The 22,731-nt window shown below is 40.9% G+C and carries 20 protein-coding genes and 3 tRNA genes; 11 read left to right on the top strand and 12 right to left on the bottom strand.

What is annotated here, in order from left to right; translation table 11 throughout:
• Positions 1 to 217: 217 nt before the first annotated feature.
• From ACSC97_RS01920 to ACSC97_RS01895, 6 genes are read left to right on the top strand one after another with little or no spacing between them, the layout of a single operon-like run.
• Positions 218 to 3,061 (top strand): monovalent cation/H+ antiporter subunit A, encoded by a 2,844-nt coding sequence (locus ACSC97_RS01920; protein ID WP_436659048.1) that lies wholly within the window; start codon positions 218 to 220, stop codon positions 3,059 to 3,061.
• Between the two features lies 1 nt (position 3,062).
• A complete protein-coding gene (locus ACSC97_RS01915; RefSeq protein WP_004876507.1) occupies positions 3,063 to 3,431 on the top strand; it encodes a Na+/H+ antiporter subunit C in 369 nt (122 codons plus the stop codon).
• Positions 3,431 to 5,242: a monovalent cation/H+ antiporter subunit D gene (locus ACSC97_RS01910; protein WP_436659046.1), complete on the top strand. Its 1,812-nt coding sequence runs from the start codon at positions 3,431 to 3,433 to the stop codon at positions 5,240 to 5,242. Before ACSC97_RS01915 ends, ACSC97_RS01910 begins: the two co-directional genes overlap by 1 nt.
• Position 5,243: 1 nt before the next feature.
• Entirely contained in the window at positions 5,244 to 5,771 is a 528-nt protein-coding gene (locus tag ACSC97_RS01905) for a Na+/H+ antiporter subunit E (protein WP_346801828.1), read from the top strand.
• Complete coding sequence (locus tag ACSC97_RS01900) at positions 5,768 to 6,043, top strand: monovalent cation/H+ antiporter subunit F (protein ID WP_151830101.1); 276 nt, start codon at positions 5,768 to 5,770, stop codon at positions 6,041 to 6,043. The genes ACSC97_RS01905 and ACSC97_RS01900 overlap by 4 nt, the downstream gene beginning before the upstream one ends.
• 11 nt (positions 6,044 to 6,054) lie before the next feature.
• Positions 6,055 to 6,435 (top strand): Na+/H+ antiporter subunit G, encoded by a 381-nt coding sequence (locus tag ACSC97_RS01895; RefSeq protein WP_004916830.1) that lies wholly within the window; start codon positions 6,055 to 6,057, stop codon positions 6,433 to 6,435.
• 64 nt (positions 6,436 to 6,499) lie between these two features.
• Here ACSC97_RS01895 and ACSC97_RS01890 read toward each other — a convergent pair whose 3' ends face one another.
• The 9 genes from ACSC97_RS01890 to tpiA all read right to left on the bottom strand — a co-directional run bounded on the left by ACSC97_RS01890 (position 6,500) and on the right by tpiA (position 13,428).
• Positions 6,500 to 6,901: a ribosome-binding factor A gene (locus ACSC97_RS01890; RefSeq protein ID WP_004916834.1), complete on the bottom strand. Its 402-nt coding sequence runs from the start codon at positions 6,899 to 6,901 to the stop codon at positions 6,500 to 6,502.
• Complete coding sequence (gene infB / locus ACSC97_RS01885) at positions 6,901 to 9,615, bottom strand: translation initiation factor IF-2 (RefSeq protein ID WP_436659041.1); 2,715 nt, start codon at positions 9,613 to 9,615, stop codon at positions 6,901 to 6,903. Before infB ends, ACSC97_RS01890 begins: the two co-directional genes overlap by 1 nt.
• A gap of 10 nt (positions 9,616 to 9,625) precedes the next feature.
• Positions 9,626 to 11,110 (bottom strand): transcription termination factor NusA, encoded by a 1,485-nt coding sequence (gene nusA, locus ACSC97_RS01880; protein ID WP_004916840.1) that lies wholly within the window; start codon positions 11,108 to 11,110, stop codon positions 9,626 to 9,628.
• A 37-nt stretch (positions 11,111 to 11,147) separates the two neighbouring features.
• Positions 11,148 to 11,672, bottom strand: a complete 525-nt coding sequence (gene rimP / locus ACSC97_RS01875; RefSeq protein WP_004916844.1) for a ribosome maturation factor RimP — start codon at positions 11,670 to 11,672, stop codon at positions 11,148 to 11,150.
• A 198-nt stretch (positions 11,673 to 11,870) separates the two neighbouring features.
• Positions 11,871 to 11,947, bottom strand: a tRNA-Met gene (locus tag ACSC97_RS01870).
• Positions 11,948 to 12,032: 85 nt separating this feature from the next.
• Positions 12,033 to 12,109: transfer RNA gene (locus ACSC97_RS01865), tRNA-Met, on the bottom strand.
• Between the two features lie 43 nt (positions 12,110 to 12,152).
• Positions 12,153 to 12,237 (bottom strand) — tRNA-Leu (locus tag ACSC97_RS01860).
• 57 nt (positions 12,238 to 12,294) lie between these two features.
• Complete coding sequence (gene secG, locus ACSC97_RS01855) at positions 12,295 to 12,624, bottom strand: preprotein translocase subunit SecG (protein WP_436659038.1); 330 nt, start codon at positions 12,622 to 12,624, stop codon at positions 12,295 to 12,297.
• A gap of 12 nt (positions 12,625 to 12,636) precedes the next feature.
• Positions 12,637 to 13,428, bottom strand: a complete 792-nt coding sequence (gene tpiA, locus ACSC97_RS01850; RefSeq protein ID WP_436659036.1) for a triose-phosphate isomerase — start codon at positions 13,426 to 13,428, stop codon at positions 12,637 to 12,639.
• Positions 13,429 to 13,773: 345 nt separating this feature from the next.
• Here tpiA and pilB point away from each other — a divergent pair, with 345 nt between their 5' ends.
• From pilB to coaE, 4 genes are read left to right on the top strand one after another with little or no spacing between them, the layout of a single operon-like run.
• Positions 13,774 to 15,498 carry a type IV-A pilus assembly ATPase PilB gene (pilB, locus tag ACSC97_RS01845; protein WP_436659034.1) on the top strand — a complete coding sequence of 575 codons (1,725 nt, stop codon included), beginning with the start codon at positions 13,774 to 13,776 and terminating at the stop codon, positions 15,496 to 15,498.
• A 24-nt stretch (positions 15,499 to 15,522) separates the two neighbouring features.
• On the top strand, positions 15,523 to 16,749 hold the full coding sequence (locus ACSC97_RS01840; RefSeq protein WP_436659032.1) for a type II secretion system F family protein: 1,227 nt from the start codon (positions 15,523 to 15,525) through the stop codon (positions 16,747 to 16,749).
• The gene (locus ACSC97_RS01835) at positions 16,749 to 17,609 is read left to right on the top strand and encodes a prepilin peptidase (protein WP_436659030.1); all 861 of its coding nucleotides are present in this window, start codon (positions 16,749 to 16,751) and stop codon (positions 17,607 to 17,609) included. The genes ACSC97_RS01840 and ACSC97_RS01835 overlap by 1 nt, the downstream gene beginning before the upstream one ends.
• Position 17,610: 1 nt before the next feature.
• On the top strand, positions 17,611 to 18,210 hold the full coding sequence (gene coaE / locus ACSC97_RS01830) for a dephospho-CoA kinase (RefSeq protein WP_151690735.1): 600 nt from the start codon (positions 17,611 to 17,613) through the stop codon (positions 18,208 to 18,210).
• Here coaE and ACSC97_RS01825 read toward each other — a convergent pair.
• The 3 genes from ACSC97_RS01825 to ACSC97_RS01815 all read right to left on the bottom strand — a co-directional run bounded on the left by ACSC97_RS01825 (position 18,207) and on the right by ACSC97_RS01815 (position 20,413).
• On the bottom strand, positions 18,207 to 19,118 hold the full coding sequence (locus ACSC97_RS01825; RefSeq protein WP_151690736.1) for a DMT family transporter: 912 nt from the start codon (positions 19,116 to 19,118) through the stop codon (positions 18,207 to 18,209). The genes coaE and ACSC97_RS01825 overlap by 4 nt on opposite strands.
• 30 nt (positions 19,119 to 19,148) lie before the next feature.
• Positions 19,149 to 19,898 carry a 23S rRNA (guanosine(2251)-2'-O)-methyltransferase RlmB gene (rlmB, locus tag ACSC97_RS01820; protein WP_004916859.1) on the bottom strand — a complete coding sequence of 250 codons (750 nt, stop codon included), beginning with the start codon at positions 19,896 to 19,898 and terminating at the stop codon, positions 19,149 to 19,151.
• Positions 19,899 to 20,086: 188 nt separating this feature from the next.
• On the bottom strand, positions 20,087 to 20,413 hold the full coding sequence (locus ACSC97_RS01815) for a pyrimidine/purine nucleoside phosphorylase (protein ID WP_004958605.1): 327 nt from the start codon (positions 20,411 to 20,413) through the stop codon (positions 20,087 to 20,089).
• 642 nt (positions 20,414 to 21,055) lie between these two features.
• Between ACSC97_RS01815 and recN the strand changes: the two genes are divergently transcribed.
• Entirely contained in the window at positions 21,056 to 22,717 is a 1,662-nt protein-coding gene (gene recN / locus ACSC97_RS01810; protein ID WP_436659027.1) for a DNA repair protein RecN, read from the top strand.
• Positions 22,718 to 22,731 lie beyond the last annotated feature (14 nt).

Here is a 22,731-nt window from a genome sequence, read left to right as displayed (position 1 = left end):
TTGCTAGAATGTTGTTACTTCATGTAATACCATCGGGTTTTTGTTGATGTTTTATAGTAAGATAAAACTCATTTTTTATTTTCAAGTTGTGCAATACAACTTGCTGCCTCCGTTAACTTGATTGGGTTTCGAGATTTGAAACTTTGGCAATCTCTTTGAATGCCTGTGAATCTTGGAAGAAAATTCACCCTTAGGTCCTTTGATCTAAATCATCGACATGGATACCAGTGTGCTACCGATTATTATCTTATTACCGCTTATACTCGGCACCACCCTTGTCTCACAGCTGCAACGTTTTTCACGTGGTGTGACGGCACTAGGGGCGATAGGCATTAGCCTGAGTTGTTTTTTATTACTGCTAACTCAAGCAGAAACGGTTCTTCAGGGCACACCGCTCGTACAAAGCTGGGACTGGCTTCCGCAATTTGGGATCAATCTAAGCTTTCGTTTAGATGCTTTAGGTTTATTGTTTAGTTTACTGATTAGCGGTATCGGTACGCTTATTTATATTTATGCCTATTATTATTTAAGTCCTAAAAATTCGTTAGCTAAACTGTATCAACTTTTGATGTTATTCATGGCAGCGATGCTCGGGATTTCACTCTCAAACAACTTGATGATCCTTTTAGTTTTTTGGGAGCTTACCAGTATTTCATCATTTCTTTTAGTGGGTTACTGGAGTCAGTACGATGCTGCTCAACGTGGCGCACGTATGGCTCTCACCATTACGGGGATGGGTGGATTAGCGATGCTAGGTGGATTTGTTCTTTTGGGGCAAATTACAGGGACCTATCAAATCGATCAACTGGTGTTGATGAAAGATGAAATTCAACAACATGCCTTATTCATTCCGACACTATTATTAATTTTATTAGGTGCATTTACCAAAAGTGCCCAGTTTCCATTCCACTTTTGGTTACCGAATGCGATGGCTGCTCCAACGCCTGTTTCTGCATATCTACATTCAGCGACTATGGTAAAAGCAGGTATTTTTCTACTTGCTCGTTTAGCACCTATTTTTATTGGTGCTGCGCTTTATCACAATATCGTAACTTTTGTTGGTCTGTTTACCTTGTGTATGGCAGCAGGTTTTGCGATTTTCAAAGAAGATCTCAAAGGTTTATTGGCTTATTCAACAATTAGTCATTTAGGTTTAATTGTTTGTTTACTTGGTATTGGTTCTCCTCTTGCTGTAGCAGCCGCAATCTTCCATATCATTAACCATGCAACCTTTAAAGCTGCATTGTTTATGATCGCTGGTATTATTGATCATGAAAGTGGCACGCGAGATTTACGCAAGCTTAGTGGTCTTTGGCAATTATTACCGTTCACTGGCACATTAACTATGATCACAGCTGCCTCAATGGCAGGAGTTCCACTGACCAATGGTTTTATTTCCAAAGAAATGTTCTTTACCGAATTGCTCGCTAATTTGTCAGGACCCGTGATGGTCATTTCAGCTATCGTTGCAACTTTGGCAGGCATATTTGCAGTCAGTTACTCGATTCGTCTAGTTCACGGGGTGTTCTTCGACGGCGAGCTTGGGAATCAAGTGCCAAATAAAGATGCGCATGAACCACCTTTAGGTATGCGTTTACCTGCAATTTTTCTTGCGACTTTATGTATTTTAGTCGGTATTTTCCCTGCCCTTCTTGCAGGTACGATGGTCAACAGCGTGACACGTGCCAGTCTCATGCAACCAAATTTTGAAGGTACACATCTCGCGATTTGGCATGGCATCAATGCTCCATTGCTAATGAGTGTAATTGCATTAATTGGCGGGGCAATTTTCTATTATAGCCTCGCCAAAGATGGTCGCATTCGTAAAATCGATTTAGATCCGTATTTAGGCAAGTTTCAAGGAAAGATTTTATTCGAGTTATTCCTTAAACATTTATTATTGAATAGCCGCAAAATTAAGCAAAAAACTGAAAATGGTTCATTACAAAGCTATTTGCTCTGGATCGTTTTGTTCAGCATCATCATGGTCGCCTTACCTTTGTTCAATCAAGGCTTAACCACTGGTACTAGAGAACTTACACATGCACCTTGGGTCGCAATGGTTCTTTGGCTTACTCTATTCTCAGCATGTTGGATGATGCTGTGGTTCCATCATGAACGTATCAAGGCAGTGTTAATCAGCGGAGCCGTTGGTTTAGTCGTGACTATGGTTTTCGTGACTTTATCTGCTCCAGATCTTGCATTAACTCAGATCACAGTTGATGTTGTCACCACTGTATTGCTTCTCATGAGCCTATCATTACTTCCGCAATTAACACCATACGAATCAAGTCGTCCTCGTCGTTGGCGTGATGCAAGCTTGGCAATTGCTGGAGGTTTTGGCATCGGTTGGATTACATGGTTAATCCTAACCAGAGACCATAATTCTATCTCTTGGTTCTTCTTGCAACAGTCAATTCCATTAGGCGGTGGCTCAAATGTTGTCAACGTGATCCTCGTTGATTTCCGTGGTTTCGATACTTTTGGGGAAATTGCAGTACTTGGTATTGCTGCAATCGGTGCCCTATGTCTAATGGATGGTATGCGTGCTCATGGTACGACCATGACGCAAGGTCTTAGCTATCGTTTTAATCCGTCACCGTTAATGTTACGTATTACTGCTTCGTGGATACTTCCTCTTGCATTAGTGGTTAGTGTTTATATTTTCTTGCGTGGTCATAACTATCCTGGTGGTGGCTTTATTGCAGGATTGATTACTTCGATGGCATTGATTATTCAATATATCGTTTTAGGTCAAGATCAGGCAGAGCAAATGATCAAAGCTACATCTGGTCGCCTTTATGAGATATGGATTGGTTCTGGACTCACGATTGCAGGTTTAACTGGGATTGCCGCGTGGTACTGGGCACGTCCATTCTTGACCAGTGCTCATATTTATGTTGAGCCTCCGCTTCTAGGCAAAATGCATTTAGCTTCTGCGGCTGCATTTGATTTAGGCGTATACATCACTGTTGTGGGTGCCACGATGCTGTTAATTTCAGTTTTAGGTGACTCTCGCCACTCAAGTATGTCGGGTCCAATCCCAAGTGGAGATAAATAAAATGGTAAGTATTGAATTTTTACTCGCATCGGGAATTGGATTACTGACTGCAACAGGCATTTATTTGATTTTGCGTGCAAGGACATTTCCTGTCGTTCTTGGACTTGCCATGATTGGTTATGCGGTGAATTTATTTTTATTTGCAATGGGCCGCTTACAAGTCAACGCGCCTGCAATTTTAACTGAAGCAACCAAAGTAACTGACCCACTTCCTCAAGCATTAGTTTTGACAGCAATTGTAATTGGTTTTGCAACTACCGCATTTATTGTGCAATTGGCATTACGTAGTCGTTATGAGTCTGGTACGGATCATGTTGACTCCAAAGAGGAACCGACCTTGACATATGACCCACGCGAGGATGAGCCATAATGTTCAATTTTTCAAATTTTTGGCTAAGTCACGCTCCAATTTTTAGTATTTTAATTCCTGCATTTACAAGTTTCCTTCTATTAATTTTAGGAAATCCTGGTTCTGGTTCTTTAAAACAAGATTGGCGTCAACCATGGCGACGGAGTATTAGTTTAGGTTCAGTCACTTTGGGGCTGATTACTGCAGTGAGCTATTTACTGTTAGCGAGCACAGGTCAGATAACGGTTTATCAACTCAGTGAGTGGTCTGCACCTTTTGGTATTGTTTTAGTCTTAGATCGACTTTCAGCTTTTATGCTGGTATTAACTTATGGTTTGGCGCTCCCTGTACTTTGGTATGCCAGTGATAATTGGGATACTCGTGGTCGCTATTTCCATGCAATGTTCCACTTCCTACTCATGGGATTATCTGGTGCATTCTTAACAGGTGACTTGTTCAACCTATTCGTATTTTTTGAAATCTTGTTGATGGCATCGTACGTATTATTACTGCATGGCCAAGGTCGTCCTCGCTTTCAGCTTGGCGTTCATTACGTCACGATTAATTTACTTGCCTCGGCACTTTTCCTCATCGGTTTAGGCATGATCTATGGAAGTGTCGGTAGTTTAAACATGGCTGATGTCAGCCGTCTTGTCCCTACCCTAGACAATGATCAACACAAACTCGCGGTTGCTGGTGGTTTCTTGTTATTCGTTGTCTTTGGTATCAAAGCCGCAATGTTGCCCGTGGGTTTTTGGCTACCGAAAACATATGCTGTAGCAAGCACGCCTGTTGCAGCGATTTTCACAATCATGACCAAAGTAGGTATCTATGCCATCTTACGTGTCAATGGAACGGTATTCGATGATGCGATGGCAAAAGACATCTTAAAGCATGTCTTACTGGTTATTGGATTAATTACATCTCTATATGGTGTAATTGGTGCACTTGGAGCAGATCGCTTACGTCGTTTTGTTGGGTTCATGGTGCTATCGTCAATTGGAACATTACTGATTGCGATCGCTATGCTAAGCACCCAAGCTTGGGCAGCAGGTCTTTATTATTTAGTGCATAGTACATTAATCGCTGCAGCATTTTATCTATTCTGTGGCTGGATGACTTCACAACGTGGCGAGTTTAAAGATCATTTAAAAATCGCACCAAAAATAAAGCAAGAAAAAGCAGCTGCATTAACCTATTTCACCATCGCACTTATGATGGCTGGATTACCTCCGTTTAGCGGTTTTTTAGGTAAAGTCTTTATTCTTCAAGCAACAGCTGAAACAGCTTATCAAGGTTGGATTATTGCTGTGATTCTAGTTGTCAGCTTACTGAGTATCATCGCATTAACACGTGTAGGTTTTATTCTGTTCTGGCGAGCGACCTCACCTGAAGACAATCCTGATGAAGCAGCATTTGCTACTTATCAAGATTTACCTGAAAAAGCACCTAATCGTAATGACACCGTGATTTATGTCATTTTATTCGGCTTGATGAGTTATGTCGTTTTTGCTGCGCCAGTACAACATTATATGACTGCGACTGCTCAGCAAATTCAGAATCATGCACTTTATAATGAAGCAATATTAAAACTTGATGATCAAGGTCGCCCTATTAGCGTACAACCTTATGATCCTAGCTATTTGCCAGAAACGAAATATGGTGGTGAAGTAGAAGATCATAATGCACTGTTGATTCCAAATGTGATTTCTAAACCAACATTGCAAGGTGAGCACATTTCGGAATACAAACAACGTCAGATTGCAGAGCAAACTCTTGAAGCACCAACAATTCCAAATGCCAGTCAACTAAAACCGATGGAGGAACACTAACATGCAAAAAATCGCTTTGCTTGATCGGTGGTTTCCACATCCATTTGTTTCATTTATGGTATTTCTCAGTTGGTTAATGTTGTCAGGAAGCGTTGAACTATCAACATTATTTCTAGCTACCTTGTTAGCCATTATTATTCCACGATTAGTACGCCCTTTTATCGCACGCACACCACATATACATTGGATACCTGCTATCAAATTATTCTTTGTTGTGTTATGGGATATCGTGATTTCAAACTTTCGTGTTGCACGGATGGTGCTTGGACCGATAGATCACTTACAACCTAAATGGTATCGAGTACCGCTTGAAACGGAACATGAAGAAGTTAATACATTACTGGCGATGATCATCACCACAACACCAGGTACAGTTTCAGCAGGTATTGATCAAGAGCGAGGTGATATTCTAGTTCATGCACTCAGTTCAGATAATGCAGAACTTGATATTCAAGAAATCAAAAATAGATATGAAACACCTTTATTGGAGATTTTTAATGTCAAGCCAATGCAAGGAGTAGAACAATGACAATCTTGCCTTATGCTCTTGGTATTTGCTTAGTTGCGATTACGATCTCTATGTTTCTTTGCCTAATTCGCTTAATCATAGGACCATCAGTGATTGATCGATTATTGGCGTTGGATACGCTTTTCCTGAACGCGACTTGTCTGATTATCGTTTTAGGTGTGTATTGGGTCAGCACGAATGTCTTTGAAGGCGCGCTACTGGTTGCCATGTTGGGCTTTGTGTCAACTGCGGCACTTGCTCGTTACTTTACAACGGGTCATGTGATCGATTAAGGAGATATATCATGCAATTTGTTTTTGAAATAATTATTTCCTTCTTTTTGATTTTTGGTGCATTTTTTATGCTGGTGGGTTCCATCGGCATGATTCGTTTACCTGATTTATTTATGCGCCTACATGCACCCACAAAATCAAGCACACTAGGTTTAGGTAGTTTCTTAATTGCTGCTATGATCTTTGGTGCAACTCAAGGAAAGTTTGGCTTTGCAGAATTACTTATCACTCTATTTATCTTTATCACAGCGCCAGTTTCAGCCAATTTGATGGCACAAGCTGCGATACATTTACGATTACGTTCTATGAGTGGTGATGTGCCAGAAGCATTAAATCGTCCTCTACCGTGGCAACGTTATCGTCGTACAGCAAATAAAGAAGATCAGAACTAAATCTTGTGATTTAAACAACATATTCTCATCATAAAAAAGCCACCCGAAGGTGGCTTTTTTAAATTTATTCTTTATCTTCTTGCCCTTGTTCAGGCAGATCCTTGACAGCTTCAGCGATCAAACCAAACATGTAGTTACCGTATGCATTGGTTTTATCATAATGGAACCGCAATCTAGGGGTAATACGTGTCTTAATACGACGACTTAGCTCATGACGCAGGAAACCAGATGCTTTATTTAATACATCTAAAGTTTCTTTATTTGCTGCTTCACTTTGCTCATCACCAAGCTCACGCCCCATCACGGTTACATAAACTTCAGCATATCCTAAGTCAGCACTGACTTTGACCGCAGAGATGGTCACTAGACCACCTAAGCGTGGATCTTTAAGCTCCTGACGGATCAACTCTGACAACTCACGTTGTACTGAATCCGCCATGCGCTTTAAGCGTTGGCTACCCGCCATTAAAGACTCCGTTTAACCAATTGAACATCATAAACTTCGATTTTATCAAGTTCTTTGATGTCGTTATAACCTTTAACCGCAAGACCACATTCCATACCAGCACGGACTTCTTCTACTACATCTTTATAACGACGTAATGACTCAAGCTCACCTTGGAATACAACCACATCATCACGTAAGACGCGGATTGGTTTGTTACGGTGGATTACACCTTCCATTACCATACAGCCTGCAGCAGCACCAAACTTACTTGAACGGAACACTTCACGAACTTGAGCAACACCCAAGATTGTTTCACGATGTTCAGGAGCAAGTTTACCGCTCATTGCTGCTTTCACGTCATCAATTAATTGATAGATAACGCTGTAGTAACGAATGTCGATACCATCTTGGTCAGATTTTTGACGCGCTGTGTTATCTGCACGAACGTTAAAGCCTAATAATACAGCTTCTGAAGATTCTGCAAGAGTAACGTCAGATTCTGTAATCGCACCAACACCTGAACCAATTACACGTACTTTCACTTCATCAGTAGATAACTCATCAAGTGCAACATGTAATGCTTCTAAAGTACCGCGTACATCAGTCTTAAGTACAACATTCACAGTCGGAACATCTTTCTTACCCATAGACGCCATGATGTTTTCAAGACGCATAGAGCTTGCACGTTCAAGACGTTTTTGACGTTCACGATCTGCACGAGCATCAGCAACTTCACGTGCTTTCTTCTCGTCATTTACGACTAGAACTTCATCACCCGCCATCGGTGCTTCAGGTAAACCTAAAATTTCAACTGGAATTGATGGTCCAGCCGAAGTAATACGTTGACCATTCTCATCTGACATCGCACGTACGCGACCATAAGATGAACCAGCCAATACAAGATCACCAATATTCAAAGTACCGTTTTGTACTAGGATAGAAGTAACTGCACCACGGCCTTTATCAACACGAGCTTCAATTACTACACCTTGTGCCGCACCTTCTGCTGAAGCTTTAAGCTCCATCAATTCTGCTTGGATCAAGATAAGGTCAAGTAAGCTATCGATACCTGCACCTGAATGTGCTGATACTTTTGCAACTGGAACATCACCGCCCCATTCTTCAGGCACGATACCTTTTGTAGTCAGCTCATTAAGTACACGGTCAACGTCAGCTGATTCTTTATCCATCTTGTTGATTGCAACAATAATCGGCGTACCCGCTGCACGAGCATGATCAATCGCTTCCGCTGTTTGTGGCATTACACCATCATCAGCAGCAACAACAAGAACTACGATATCTGTTGCTTTCGCACCACGAGCACGCATAGACGTAAATGCTGCGTGTCCAGGCGTATCTAGGAAAGTAATAATACCTTTCTCAGTCTCAACATGGTAAGCACCAATGTGCTGAGTGATACCACCCGCCTCACCAGCTGCCACTTTAGAGCGACGAATACGATCTAATAATGACGTTTTACCATGGTCAACGTGCCCCATAATTGTTACAACAGGCGGACGAGTTGTTTGCTCACCACGTGCTTCTTCAGCAGCTTCAAGTAAGTTGTCTTCCGCTTGAGTATCAGAAACTAGAACTGGATTATGACCCAACTCTTCGACGACTAGTACAGCTGTATCTTGATCGATTGCTTGATTCTGAGTAACTAACTCACCCATTTTCATGAGTGTTTTGATTACTTCACGGACTTTAACCGCCATTTTTTGAGCAAGATCAGCAACAATGATTTTCTCACCGATCTCAACATCATAAATCTGCTTCTTAACAGGTTTTTCAAAACCATGTTTATTCGCTTGGCTCGTTTTTAAACCACGCTTGTGATGGCTCTTACTGAAACTTTGCTCTGCTTGGGCATCGCCACCACGACCGCTTTTCTTACCAGCACGTGGATTTGCAGTTGCACCACCACGTTTGATTTCACGGTCTTCTTTGTTGAATGAATCTTCATATGCTTGACCAACAAGACCAGCAGCTAAAGGAGAGTCATCAATCACGCGAATCGTAGTCGTAGCATCATCATTTGAATATTTTGATGCCATTTTACGCATTTGCTCGAGTGTACGCTGTTGTGCTTCTTCAGCAGCTTTACGACGTACAGCTTCTTCAGTCGCTTTTAACTGAGCCGCTTGAGCTTCACGAGCTTTTTTCTGTTCTGGCGTTTCTGTTGGCTTAACAACAGGTGCTTTAATAATCTTGTCGCTGTTACGTTTTTTAACGACAACAGCTGTTTTAGCTGGTGCTTGTGTTGAACTGTCAGAAGTATGCTCTGCACGCATTGCTTCTAAAGTTGCATTAGCTTTTTGCTCAGCACTATCACGGGCTTTCTGTTCAGCTTCAACACGTGTTTTTTGTTCAACACGTACTTTCTGATCAGCTTCAGCTCGCGCTTTTGCTTCTGCTGCAAGTAACTCAGGGCTCGGTTTCGCAAATACTTGTTTTTTGCGCACTTCAACATTAATGTTTTTAGCTTTACCCGATGTACTTGTTACTTTAGCAGTACTCGTTGTTTTACGTTTCAACGCAATTTTTCCTGTGTTACCACTTTCCTGAGCATGTACTTTTTTCAAATAATTGACCAAAGCATCTTGCTGTTCAGTGGTAATAATGTCATCTGCTTTACGCTGTGGTAGACCTGCATCGCGAACCTGCTCTAGGAGTTTCTCTACAGGACGTTCTACGCTGAGCGCTAACTCTTGAATCGACTTGTCCGTCATCTATTATCTCCTAATTAAACCATGATTCACGTGCTTTCATAATTAACTGACCTGCTTTGTCATGACCTAAACCTTCAATATCTGAGATATCGTCAGTTGCTTGGTCAGCCAAATCATCAATCGTAATCACACCACGCGCCGCCAATGCATATGCAATCTCAGTCGTCATACCTTCCATACCGAGAAGTTCTGCACTTGGCTCTTGAATATTTTCTTGCTGTTTTAACGCATCCGTCAATGCAGCTTCTTTCGCACGACTTTGTAACAATTCAACTAAATCAGCCTCAAGCTCGATTTCATCAAATGTTTCAGCTGGAACATAAGCAATTTCTTCTAATGAAGTAAAGCCCATCTCAACCAATGCCATTGCTAAATCTTCATCAATATCAAGACGAGAAACAAACATATCGAGATATTGTTGAGCTTCATTTTGCTGACGAGCACGATACTCTTCTTCTAACATCATGTCGAGTTTATAACCCGTCAATTCAGATGCCAAACGAACATTTTGTCCTTGTGAACCAATCGCACGCGCCAATTGGTCATTGGTCGCAAAAATGATGTCTGCACTGCGTGCATCTTCATCTAATACGATACCAGATACATCTGCTGGCTCTAAAGCACTTGCGATATATTGCGCTGGATCATCAGACCACACCACAACATCGATACGCTCACCATTTAACTCTTGTTGCACTGCTTGGATACGTGTACCACGCATACCAATACAAGCACCAACAGGATCAATACGGTGGTCGTTAGTTTTCACTGCAATTTTAGCACGAACGCCTGGTTGACGTGCTGCTGCTTTAATCTCAATGATTTCTTCAGAAATTTCAGGAATTTCTTTTTTCATCAATGCAATCAGCATCTCTGGACGTGAACGAGACAACAAAAGTTGTGCGCCACGACCTTCACGATTCACGCTATATAAAATTGCATTGATACGTTGTTTAGGACGCAAAATTTCTTTATGGATCGTTTCTTCACGCGCCAAGTAAGCTTCTGCATTGTCGCCTAGATCAATGATAAAGCCATCTTTGGTTTGCTTTTTCACTTCACCGTAAATCAACTCACCGACTTTCGATTCATAAGCATCAGCAACCAATGCACGCTCAGCTTCACGAATCTTTTGTACAATTACTTGTTTTGCGATCTGTGCAGCAATACGACCAAACTCGATTGACTCAACTTCAAGTTCGCGCACATCACCAATCGACCATTTCGATGGATCTACATCTGAAATTGCATCTTGGCAAGCTGGCATTTCATGATCTTCGTCCGCAACAACTGTCCACTGACGGAAAGTACGGTAATCACCTGTTTTACGATCAATCTCAACGCGAAGTTGAGCTTCTTCTGAATGTGTACCTTCGTAAAACTTTTTCTTCGTTGCTGCAACAAGGGCTTGCTCTAACGCTTGGAAGATCGCTTCACGACTAACACCTTTTTCATTACTAACCGTTTCTGCAACGGTAAGAATTTCGCGGCCCATAAGTCACCTACCGATTTCTTATAAAATTAAGTTAATATTAGTCTTGATAGATTAAATTTGCTTTATCAATGTTATTGCTATCAATTTCAAGCACGTGTTTACCTTCCACTTCAACTTGGATCAGTTCATTTTCCAAATCTACAGAAAGCAATTTCGCCTGAAACTTACGACGGTTTTCGACGGCAGCAATCAAGCGTAAAGCCACTTGTTGTCCAATATATGCTGGTAATTGATTTAATTGGAAGAATGGTCGATCCCAACCAGGTGATGATACTTCAAGAGCATATTCACCAGAAATAGGATCATGAACATCAAGCATTGCACCCACTTGTTGTGTAACGAGCACACAATCTTGAACGCCAATACCACGCCCTTGTTCTAATTCACCATCTTCATTCAGAATAGGTTCTGCGTTCTCATCGACAGGTTTATCGATATAAATACGTAATAAAGAACGCTTTCCTTGTGGAAGGAATTCAATCCCCCACAGATCTACACCACACGCAGCTACAGCTGGCGCGATAAGATCATGCAATGCTTGAGATTTATTTGATAATTTCATTTACTCTCGTCGCTCTCATGCGAGCCAATCAATCTTAACCGTATAGTGAAGCACGACTATTTGACCAATTGATGTCGAACACTACACGATAGCTAAACAACCAATAAAAAAGGGCGTAAATCGCCCCTATGTTACACAGAAAAGCATTGCCCACTGTGCAAAAAGGCCCACCTTATTGTGAGCCTCTTTTAAGAAACTTGGTAGCGGGAGCTGGATTTGAACCAACGACCTTCGGGTTATGAGCCCGACGAGCTACCAGACTGCTCCATCCCGCATCAACGTGCAAAAATTATATACAAATATGAAAAAAAGTCAATTCAAGTTTTCATACTTACTTGATTAAGTTGCACCTTAATCAAATGGTAGCGGGAGCTGGATTTGAACCAACGACCTTCGGGTTATGAGCCCGACGAGCTACCAGACTGCTCCATCCCGCATCAACAAAACACTGCATACACCAAACTTACTGGTTATTAAGTTTGGTGCGGAAGGGGGGACTTGAACCCCCACGCCCGAAAGCACTACCACCTCAAGGTAGCGTGTCTACCAATTCCACCACCACCGCAGCTTTGTGGGACGCATTCTATTCGTTTAAAGCGAAAAAGAAAAGTCCTAAATCAACTTATTCAGTTGTTTTTGGCGCGTTTGATGAAGTTTCAGACGATGAGGCAGGAGCTGTTGTCGTCGTTTGAACTGATTTAAGCGTATATGCATCTGTCGTTTGTTTTTTAGCGAACACAGCCAAGGTCAAACTAGTTACAAAAAATAATGCAGTAAAAATAGCAGTTAAACGGGTCAAGAAGTTACCCGCACCCGAAGCACCAAATACTGTAGCAGCACCAGCAACACCAAAAGATGCGCCAGCTTCAGCACCCTTACCTTGTTGTACAAGAACCAGAGCAATAATCAAAATTGCCAAAATGATATGTACAACGAGTATAAAACTATACATTTCTATTCCTCGTTATTTGCTTTGAGCAAAAGCTTTTGCGATTTGGAAGAAGGATTGCGCATTGAGTGATGCACCACCAACCAGAGCGCCATTAATATCTGGACATGCAGCTAATTCAACAGCATTCTCAGCTTTCACACTTCCGCCATACAAAATAGCAATATTTGCTCCGAAAGGTGTGATTTGTTTTAAACCTTCACGAATTTTTGCATGCATCATTTGCGCATCAGCAGGAGAAGCAGTCTTTCCAGTGCCAATCGCCCAAATCGGCTCATAAGCGATCACAATATGCTGCCATTGATCAGGCTTCACAATCGCTGCGATATCACAAATTTGTTGTAATACAACTTGTTCAGCAGCGCCCTGCTCGCGCTGCTCTAAACTTTCACCAACACAATAAATCACAGTCAATCCTGCATTTAAAGCATTGTTGAGTTTAGCCTTGATGATTTCTACATTATCACCAAATAATTCTCGACGCTCAGAATGTCCAATCAATACAAATTCGATTTGACTATCTTTTAGCAATTCAGCACTGACCTCACCTGTATATGCCCCTGTGCCAGCAATTTTGGAAACGTCCTGAGCGACCGTATAGATTGTTCGATTAAATTCAGCTAAATGTGCTTGTATATTTGTAAGCGCAATCGATACTGGAGAAACACCAATATGACATGCCGCTTGAGAAATAGGTTCCTGTTGTAATAACAGTTTAAATTCTTCTATTAATTTTAAAGCGTCAGCATGCATTGGATTCATTTTCCAATTGCCAACAACCCAAGGGGTAATGGTCGAATTCGACATACTCCGCCAACCTACGAATAAATTCTAAAAAATGCTGCATATTTTACACAGTTTTTTAGAAAATTCAGTTTTTTTATATCGTTTGAATTTAAAGCAGTGACTATGGGATGAAAAAGAGTATTATCAGTTTAACCAAAGTGGATTTGGTTGGCTGAGACATTTATTTATTCAAAACATCATAACTACAAGTTTATGATAAAAATAAATTTGCAAAAGATTCGATCAGTTCAAAGTTTTAAAGCTTAATCAAGTCAAAAACGACACTTTCAATGGTAGTAATTTTACGTAACGAAAGTATAATTTTGATATATAGCTATTATAACCATATTGTCATAAGGCGGACAGATGTCAGGAATACATACGTCTCCAAAATTTTCGGGGTTTATTCGACGCATAGTCGATGATGGTCACATTGCTGCATCAAATATGCAGAGTGCGATTGATGCTGCAAAAAAAGCACAACAAGATATTGTTGCTCACTTAATTGAACATCATCGTCTATCACCTCTGACAATTGCGGAAAGCATCTCTTTAGAGTTTGGTGAGCCACTCTTTGATCTTGCTGTATTTGATACAGCTCTATTACCTCGTGAAATAACTGACAGCAAACTGATTCAAAAACATCGTGTTGTTCCACTCATTCAACGTGGTCAGATTTTGTATGTTGCGACCAGCAACCCGACGAATATTGATGCATTAGACGCAATCAGGTTCAATACCAAATTGAATATCGAACCTGTGATTGTTGAGCACAATAAACTCGAAAAACTGATTGATCAGCAATTTGGAGATAGCGGCAGTTTCGATTTTGGGGAAAATGACGACTTTGATTTAGATAATGTTGATGTTGCAACGACTGATACAAACAACACGACTGAGGATGAGGATACAAATAATCAAGAAGAATCTCCTATCGTAAAATATATCAACAAGTTATTGATTGATGCGATTCGCATGGGAGCCTCTGACTTACATTTTGAGCCTTATGAAAAAATGTATCGCGTGCGTTATCGTGTGGATGGTGTACTCAGACAAATTGCTAACCCACCATTACAACTCGCAACTCGTTTAGCCTCGCGCTTAAAAGTCATGTCTCAAATGGATATCTCTGAAAAACGAATACCTCAAGATGGTCGTATTAAACTCAAATTGTCAAAAACCAAAGCCATCGATTTCCGTGTCAACTCTTTACCCACCCTGTTTGGTGAAAAACTGGTACTCCGTATCCTTGATCCATCAAGCGCTATGCTCGGAATTGAAGCATTAGGCTATGAAGATGATCAGAAAGCATTATTCATGGAAGCACTTGAAAAGCCTCAAGGAATGCTACTGATTACAGGTCCAACAGGTTCGGGTAAAACCGTATCGCTATATACTGGTCTAAATATTCTAAACACTGAGGATACTAATATTTCAACAGCGGAAGATCCTGTTGAAATTAACTTAGAAGGCATCAATCAAGTCAACGTGAATCCCAAAACGGGGTTAACTTTCTCTGCTGCACTGAAAGCTTTTCTACGTCAAGATCCAGATGTAATCATGGTCGGTGAGATTCGTGACCTTGAAACTGCTGAAATTGCAATTAAAGCAGCTCAGACAGGTCATATGGTCATGTCAACATTACACACCAACAGCGCACCTGAAACTTTAACTCGTTTGCGTAATATGGGGGTACCCTCATTCAATATTGCAACCTCAGTCAATCTTGTCATTGCACAACGTTTAGCACGACGTTTATGCTCACAATGTAAAGCACCAGTTGATATACCTAAGCAAAGTCTCATTGAACTTGGATTTACTGAACAAGACTTAGCCAATCCAGATTTACAGATCTTTCAACCGATTGGCTGTGCGGAATGTCGAGAAGGGTACAAAGGACGTGTAGGTATCTATGAGGTGATGAAAGTCACCCCTGCAATTTCTCAAATCATCATGGAAGATGGTAACGCACTGCAAATTGCAGCAGCATCAGAACAAGCTGGTTTTGACAATCTGCGTCGTTCAGGTCTAAAAAAAGTGATGCAAGGTATTACTTCTTTGCAAGAAATTAACCGAGTAACAAGTGAATAAAATCAATAAAAAGGATTAAGAATCATGGCAGCGAAAAAAGCGCAAATGATGCCTACTTTTACTTATGAAGGGGTAGATCGAAAAGGCGCCAAAATTAAAGGGGTATTACCAGCACGCAATATGGCCTTAGCAAAGGTCACATTACGCAAACAAGGCATCACAATTAAAACCATTCGAGAAAAACGCAAAAATATTCTCGAAGGTTTAATGAAGAAAAAAGTATCAACGCTAGATATTACGATTTTTACTCGTCAATTAGCAACCATGATGAAAGCCGGCGTTCCGCTTGTGCAAGGATTCGAAATCGTTGCAGAAGGTTTAGAAAATCCCTCTATGCGAGAGGTGGTACTCGGCATTAAAGGAGAGGTTGAGGGCGGTAATACTTTTGCAGGGGCTTTACGTAAATACCCTCAATATTTCGACAACCTTTTCTGTTCATTAGTTGAATCAGGCGAACAATCAGGGGCATTGGAGACTATGCTCGATCGCGTCGCGATTTATAAGGAAAAAAGTGAATTACTCAAACAAAAAATTAAAAAGGCCATGAAATATCCAGCCACAGTCATTGTGGTTGCAGTGATCGTAACCATTATTCTGATGGTCAAAGTGGTTCCTGTTTTCCAGGATCTGTTTAGTTCCTTTGGTGCAGACCTGCCCGCTTTTACTAAAATGGTCGTCAATATGTCCAAGTGGATGCAGGAATACTGGTTTATTCTTATCATCGTGATTGGCGCAATTATTACCGCTTTTCTTGAGGCAAAGAAACGTAGCAAGAAGTTTCGTGATCTTTTAGATAAAATGGCACTCAAGGCACCAATTTTTGGTGATTTAGTATATAAAGCCATTATTGCCCGCTATAGTCGTACCCTAGCCACCACCTTTGCAGCAGGTGTACCACTGATTGATGCTCTTGAATCTACAGCAGGTGCAACAAATAATGTGATTTACGAAGAAGCAGTGATGAAAATCCGTGAAGATGTCGCCACAGGCCAACAGTTGCACTTTGCGATGCGCGTTTCTAACCGTTTTCCATCCATGGCGATTCAAATGGTTGCAATTGGTGAAGAATCAGGTGCCTTGGATAGTATGCTAGACAAAGTGGCGACCCACTATGAAAATGAAGTGGATAATGCGGTCGATGGCTTAACCTCAATGATGGAACCATTGATTATGGCTATTTTAGGCGTACTTGTTGGTGGTCTTGTCATTGCCATGTATCTGCCAATCTTCCAAATGGGTTCTGTGGTCTAATGCAACAATCACTCTCTTATTTTATCGAGAACCCAACTGCACTGTACCTAGCAGTTGGGCTTTTGAGTCTATGTATTGGTAGTTTTCTCAACGTTGTCATTTTTCGTACGCCAAAAATGATGGAGCAAGAATGGCATCAGGAATGCCAAATGCTGCTTCATCCAGAGCAACCACTTATTGATCAAAGTAAGTTAACATTAAGCCAACCTGCCTCAACCTGTCCTCAATGTAAATCCCCTATTCGCTGGTATCAGAATATACCTATCATCAGTTGGATCATTCTTCGTGGCAAATGTGGTTCTTGCCAGAATCCAATTAGTATTCGCTATCCATTAATTGAACTTCTCACCATGGTTTGTTCATTAATCGTTGTAGCAGTATTTGGTGCAACCATTCAGATGCTCTTTGGCCTGATTCTCACCTGGGTACTCATTACACTCACTTTTATTGACTTTGATACACAACTCCTTCCTGACCGCTTCACACTGCCATTGGCAGCATTAGGTCTGGGTATTAATACTTTTGCAATCTATACAACGGCTAACGCTGCGATCTGGGGCTATTTAATCGGTTTTCTATGTCTTTGGATTGTATATTACCTATTTAAAGTCATCACCGGTAAAGAAGGCATGGGGTATGGTGATTTTAAATTGCTTGCAGCCCTTGGTGCATGGATGGGTCCGATGATGTTACCCCTCATCGTATTACTCTCTTCTATGGTAGGTGCAATTATTGGTATTATGCTGATGAAAATGCGCGGTGAAAATCAACCTTTTGCATTTGGTCCTTATATTGCAATTGCCGGTTGGATTGCCTTTCTATGGGGTGAGCAAATTATGAATGTGTATCTTGGGGGTTAATATGACATTTATCTTGGGGATAACGGGTGGTATTGGGAGTGGTAAATCTGCTGCAACCCAATGGTTTGAGTCCCAAGGTATTGTTGTAATAGATGCAGATATTGTTGCTCGAGAAGTCGTAGCACCAAATCAACCTGCTTTAAAAGAAATACACCGTGCTTTTGGAGATTGGGTTCTATTAGAAGATGGAACTTTAAATCGTCGAGCCTTGAGAGAACATATCTTCAGCCAACCTGAAGCACGTATGACATTAGAAAAAATCACACATCCCGCTATTCGCCAATCTATCATTCAACAATTACAACAAGCAGAAAGCCCCTATGTCATTTTAGTCTCACCGCTTTTGTTTGAAACTAATCAACATGAACTTGTTCATCATACTTTATTGATCGATGCGAGTGAGCACATTCAACTGGAACGCGCAAGTCAACGAGATGGGCAAAGTGAAGAGCAAATTCGCCATATTATCGCAGCACAAATGCCCCGCTCTGAAAAGCAACGTTTGGCAAATGACATTGTGGTAAATGATGGCTTATTGGAACATCTACACCAACAATTAAAACCATTACATTTCAGTTATCTACAACGCGCTGAATATTAATTTTTGTTTTGTTGTTCGAGCTGAGCCTCTAAGGTGTCTTTTTGAAACCATCGCCACGGTTGAAGTGCACCAATCGCCATTCCAATCAAACCACTGATAATGGCAAGATTGATTGGTTCATCTAACAAAGGAACAGCGACAACAGCTGCTATAAATGGTGCTAAAGTTACAATACTTCCCGTTTTAAATGCACCTAATCTTTGAATTGCTGCAACATAAGTCAAAGTCGCAACGATCACTACCAACACACCATGAAAAAGTCCTTGAATCAAGAGGTGAAGAGGTTCTGCATCTTGAAAATGTTTTGGAATAAATAAAATATAAATAGGCAGGTAGATAATCGCAGACCAAATCACTACACCCGCTGTTGAATGCCAAGCAGATAGCTTCCATTGTTTTAGGAGAACGGTAAAAATACCCCACCACACCGCACTAATAAACAGCAACAGATCCCCCCAACCCAATACAGCACTTTGATCATGCAGCATTAAATAACTCATAAGTAATAATGCACTCATCATAATTGCAATACTGAACCACGTATGTTTATCAAAAGGCTGTCTAAATAATAAATATGCAGCAATAGCAGTACACAAAGGGATACAACCATTTAAAAAAATAGCAGCATGTGCAGCTGGGGCATGCAAAAAAGCGGTATATACGGTAAAACAATAGCCTAGCCCGCCGATCAGTGCCAAAATCAAAGGGCGTGGATGCCATAAAAAGGCAAAATCTTTTTTATAAATTAAAACAGGCACTAAAATAACAGAAGCAATTGCAAAGCGCATCGCAACCAAATCCCACATACTGACATGCCAATGCGCATTAAGTCGGGAGAAAATAGTAAATCCGCCCCATATACACATCGTGATCAGGACAAAAAGATAACCTTGCGAGCGAACTGTCATTTTTCAATTTTGAATAGAGCGTAACGATGATTATACAGTAGTACGCTGTCGACATGCCTCATAAAGTGCCATACCTGTTGCAACACTTACATTTAAACTCTGCAAATCACCTGCCATTGGGATAAATACAGTTTGATCACATTGCGATTGGGTAATTGGTCGAAGTCCAGTGTCTTCAGCGCCCATCACTATCACAACCGAACCGCTAAAATCACATTGCTGAATAGGCAAAGCTTTCTCATCAAGCATCGTACCAATCACACGAGTATGGGTAGTCTCTTTTAAATGCGCTAAGGTACGAGCAAGATTAGTGACCTGAATAAACTTAACCTTTTCTGCACCGCCTGCTGCAACTTTACGTGCTGTTGGCGTCAAACTTGCAGAACGATCTCTAGGTACGATGACTGCTTGAACTCCCATAGCGGCTGCAGTTCTGATGCAAGCACCTAAATTATGTGGATCAGTCACTTGATCAAGTGCCAACAATAACGCATCGGGATGCTGCTGCATTAATTGATCTAAATCTTTTTCATTAAGCGTTGGATGAGGACGTACAGCAGCAACAACCCCTTGGTGGAATGGCATTCCTGCTAGTTTTTCCAGACTGTCACGGCTTGCCTTTTGCACACTAATTCCGAAAGGTTCTGCAAGTGCTAAGATTTTTTGTAAACGCTGATCATCTCGACCTTTAAGCGTAAACAATGTGAGTACTCGCTCAGGCTCCAATTCTAATAATGACTCCACGGAATGAACGCCATAATAATACTCAGGTTTTGCCATGAACGACCTCTTTTCAGCATTCCCACTTAAAGCAGGATATTGGGGGGATTTTGAAAATAAAAAATCCTGTAAATGACTTTACAAGTGAGGAGCGAATAGCTCCGCAAGGGAATTTAATAAAAAAATCCTGTAAATGACTTTACAGGATTTTCTTCAGATATAGTGTACTCGATTTATGAAGGAAAAGGTTAACCTTCTAAATGACACACATAATCAAGTACTTCATCTGCTTCAATATGGAATACACTGTTTCCAGGGACATAGAATGACTGCCCCGCACGGAATAATTCACTTTCTGTACTATCTGCAATTTTTACGCGACACTCACCAGAAATAATTTCCATACGCTCTGGGACGTGTGTTTCAAAAGTCAAAGGTTGTTCAGTAGGTAAAATAACGCCTAAAGTTTTTTTTGTACCATCTTCAAATTGTACTGTATGGCTAATACATGCCCCGCCAAAATACACATTCGATTTCTTAATGACCGTTACATGATCAAACTGCACTGAACTCATGCGTACTCTCCAAATTCTGCCGCATTTATATTAGGTTATGCTGGACGTAGTTTAATTGTGCCTTTACAACTAATCAATCCATTTTCTGGCGTAAATACAGCAATTTTCATACCTGAGCGAGGAAAAAACAAAGCGAAGCTTTGTCCGAGCGCAAGACGAGTAGTTATGCTACGAGTGGCGAAAAAGCACAAAGTGTAACTTTGCCTGAGTGCAAGGCGAACAGCTATGCCAAATAAAGAAAAACTAGCAAAGGAACTTTTGCCCAATCACAAGCTGAACAACCATGTTACCAGTGGACAGAATCATCTTAGTTAATTTTACCAAGCACAAAGTGATTTGCACCGCGATGAATGATGAGGATTAAGAAAATCAAACTTCAATATATGAGACCGACTTCAGAAATAAACCATCTGAAGCACTAAAAAAAACAACACCGCTAAAACATTATTAGTTTGAATTATGGATCAGCTTGAAATCATGCACTTTCAGCTCTTTGCTGATCGAACAATACGACTTATGCATTTTTCCAAATTCCAATAAATCGTTTTGTAGTGAAAGCAACAAAATAGGTGAATCACGACTTGTCGCCACTATAAAAACTCTCTATCTTTAAGCAAAACAATCTGTGCATTGGATGCGTTTATGCTCACCCATTTAACTTTAATTAATTTTGCACTCGCTGACCACTTAGCTTTAGATATTGAACAAGGCTTTAATGTTCTCACAGGAGAAACAGGCGCAGGAAAATCTTTATTGTTAGATGCCTTATCTGCATGTTTAGGTGAACGCACAGATACAAATTATGTCCGATATGGTGCAGATAAAGCTGACGTTACGGCTATTTTTAGCTACCAAGCTAATAGTGCTGAAGCCAATTGGCTCATAGATCATGAACTTGATGATGAATCAGGCGAGATTCATTTGCGTCGCGTCATCTTTGCAACTGGGCGAAGTAAAGCTTGGATTAATGGAAGACCTAGTAGCCTTGCTGAACTTAAAGAAATCGGGCGATTATTAGTCCAACTCTACAGCCAGCACAGTCAGCAACAACTTCTAGAACCACCTTATCCAAAACACTGGTTAGATCGTTATCACAATTTTGGTGATCAAGCACAAGCAGTTCGTGAAGCGTATAGCATTTGGCAGCAAAATATCCGACAACACCAAGCCGCGCTAGATGCGCAAGCCACTCGCCTGCAGAAGATACAAAACTTAGAAACTCAATTGGAAGAGCTTGAAGAAATCGTACAAACAGACTATCGAGAAATTGAACAAGAATTTGATCGCTTAAGCCATCACGAACACATCATGCAAGACTGTGGTTATAGCCTAAATGTATTGGATGAAGCTGAACAAAATATTAATCAAGAAATCTCATCGATTATTCGTCGGTTAGAGTCTCATGCTGGACGCAGCGAACTGCTTTCAACCATTTATAATTCTTTATTAAATGCACAAAGCGAAATCGAAGATGCTACAGCAAGCTTGCGTCAGTTCATCGATCGCCAAAGTTTCGATCCTGAACGCATGGAGCAATTAAATTCTACACTTGAAATTTTCCATCGTCTGGCACGTAAATACAGAACTCAACCAGAGTCCCTCAAACAAGATTTTGAACAATGGCAACAGGAATTAGAACAACTTCATCAACTTGAAGATCCTGAAACTTTGGCTGAACAAGTTGAAATTGCCTATCAATCCTTTATTGAAAAAGCACAGCACTTAGATGATATTCGTCGCACCGCTGCGATTCCACTAGCTAAACAACTGACGGAACAAGTCAAACCTTTGGCTCTTCCTGAAGCTCATTTTGAATTCAAATTCGAACCATTAGAACAAGCATCATCAGAAGGCTTAAGCTTTATTCAACTGCTATTCACTGCAAATAAAGGAATTCCTCCACAACCATTAGCACGAGTTGCCTCAGGTGGTGAGCTTTCTCGTATTGCTTTAGTCATGCAAGTCATGAATGCTGAGAAGACCGAAGCAGAAGTTCTAGTATTTGATGAAATTGATGTCGGAATTAGCGGTGGAACTGCAGAAGTTGTAGGACGATTACTGGCTGATTTAGCACAGCATGTTCAATTACTATGTATTACTCACCAAGCCCAGGTTGCGGCGCAATCCGATCAACATCTACTGGTCAAAAAACAACAAACTGATCCAGCTAGCAGTACCATCATCGAACTCGACGAAGAACAGCGTATTCTAGAGCTTGCTCGTATGTCTGGTGGTGTCGAAATTAGTGAGACAACTTTGCAACATGCAAAGCAGTTGCGACAGCTTAAGTTTCAGCCTGCCTGATTTTTAGGACAAAA

This window comes from Acinetobacter sp. P1(2025) (assembly GCF_051390655.1).
In the GTDB taxonomy this organism is placed as follows: Bacteria; Pseudomonadota; Gammaproteobacteria; order Pseudomonadales; family Moraxellaceae; genus Acinetobacter; species Acinetobacter junii.
This window is presented reverse-complemented; position numbering and strand designations above follow the sequence as displayed.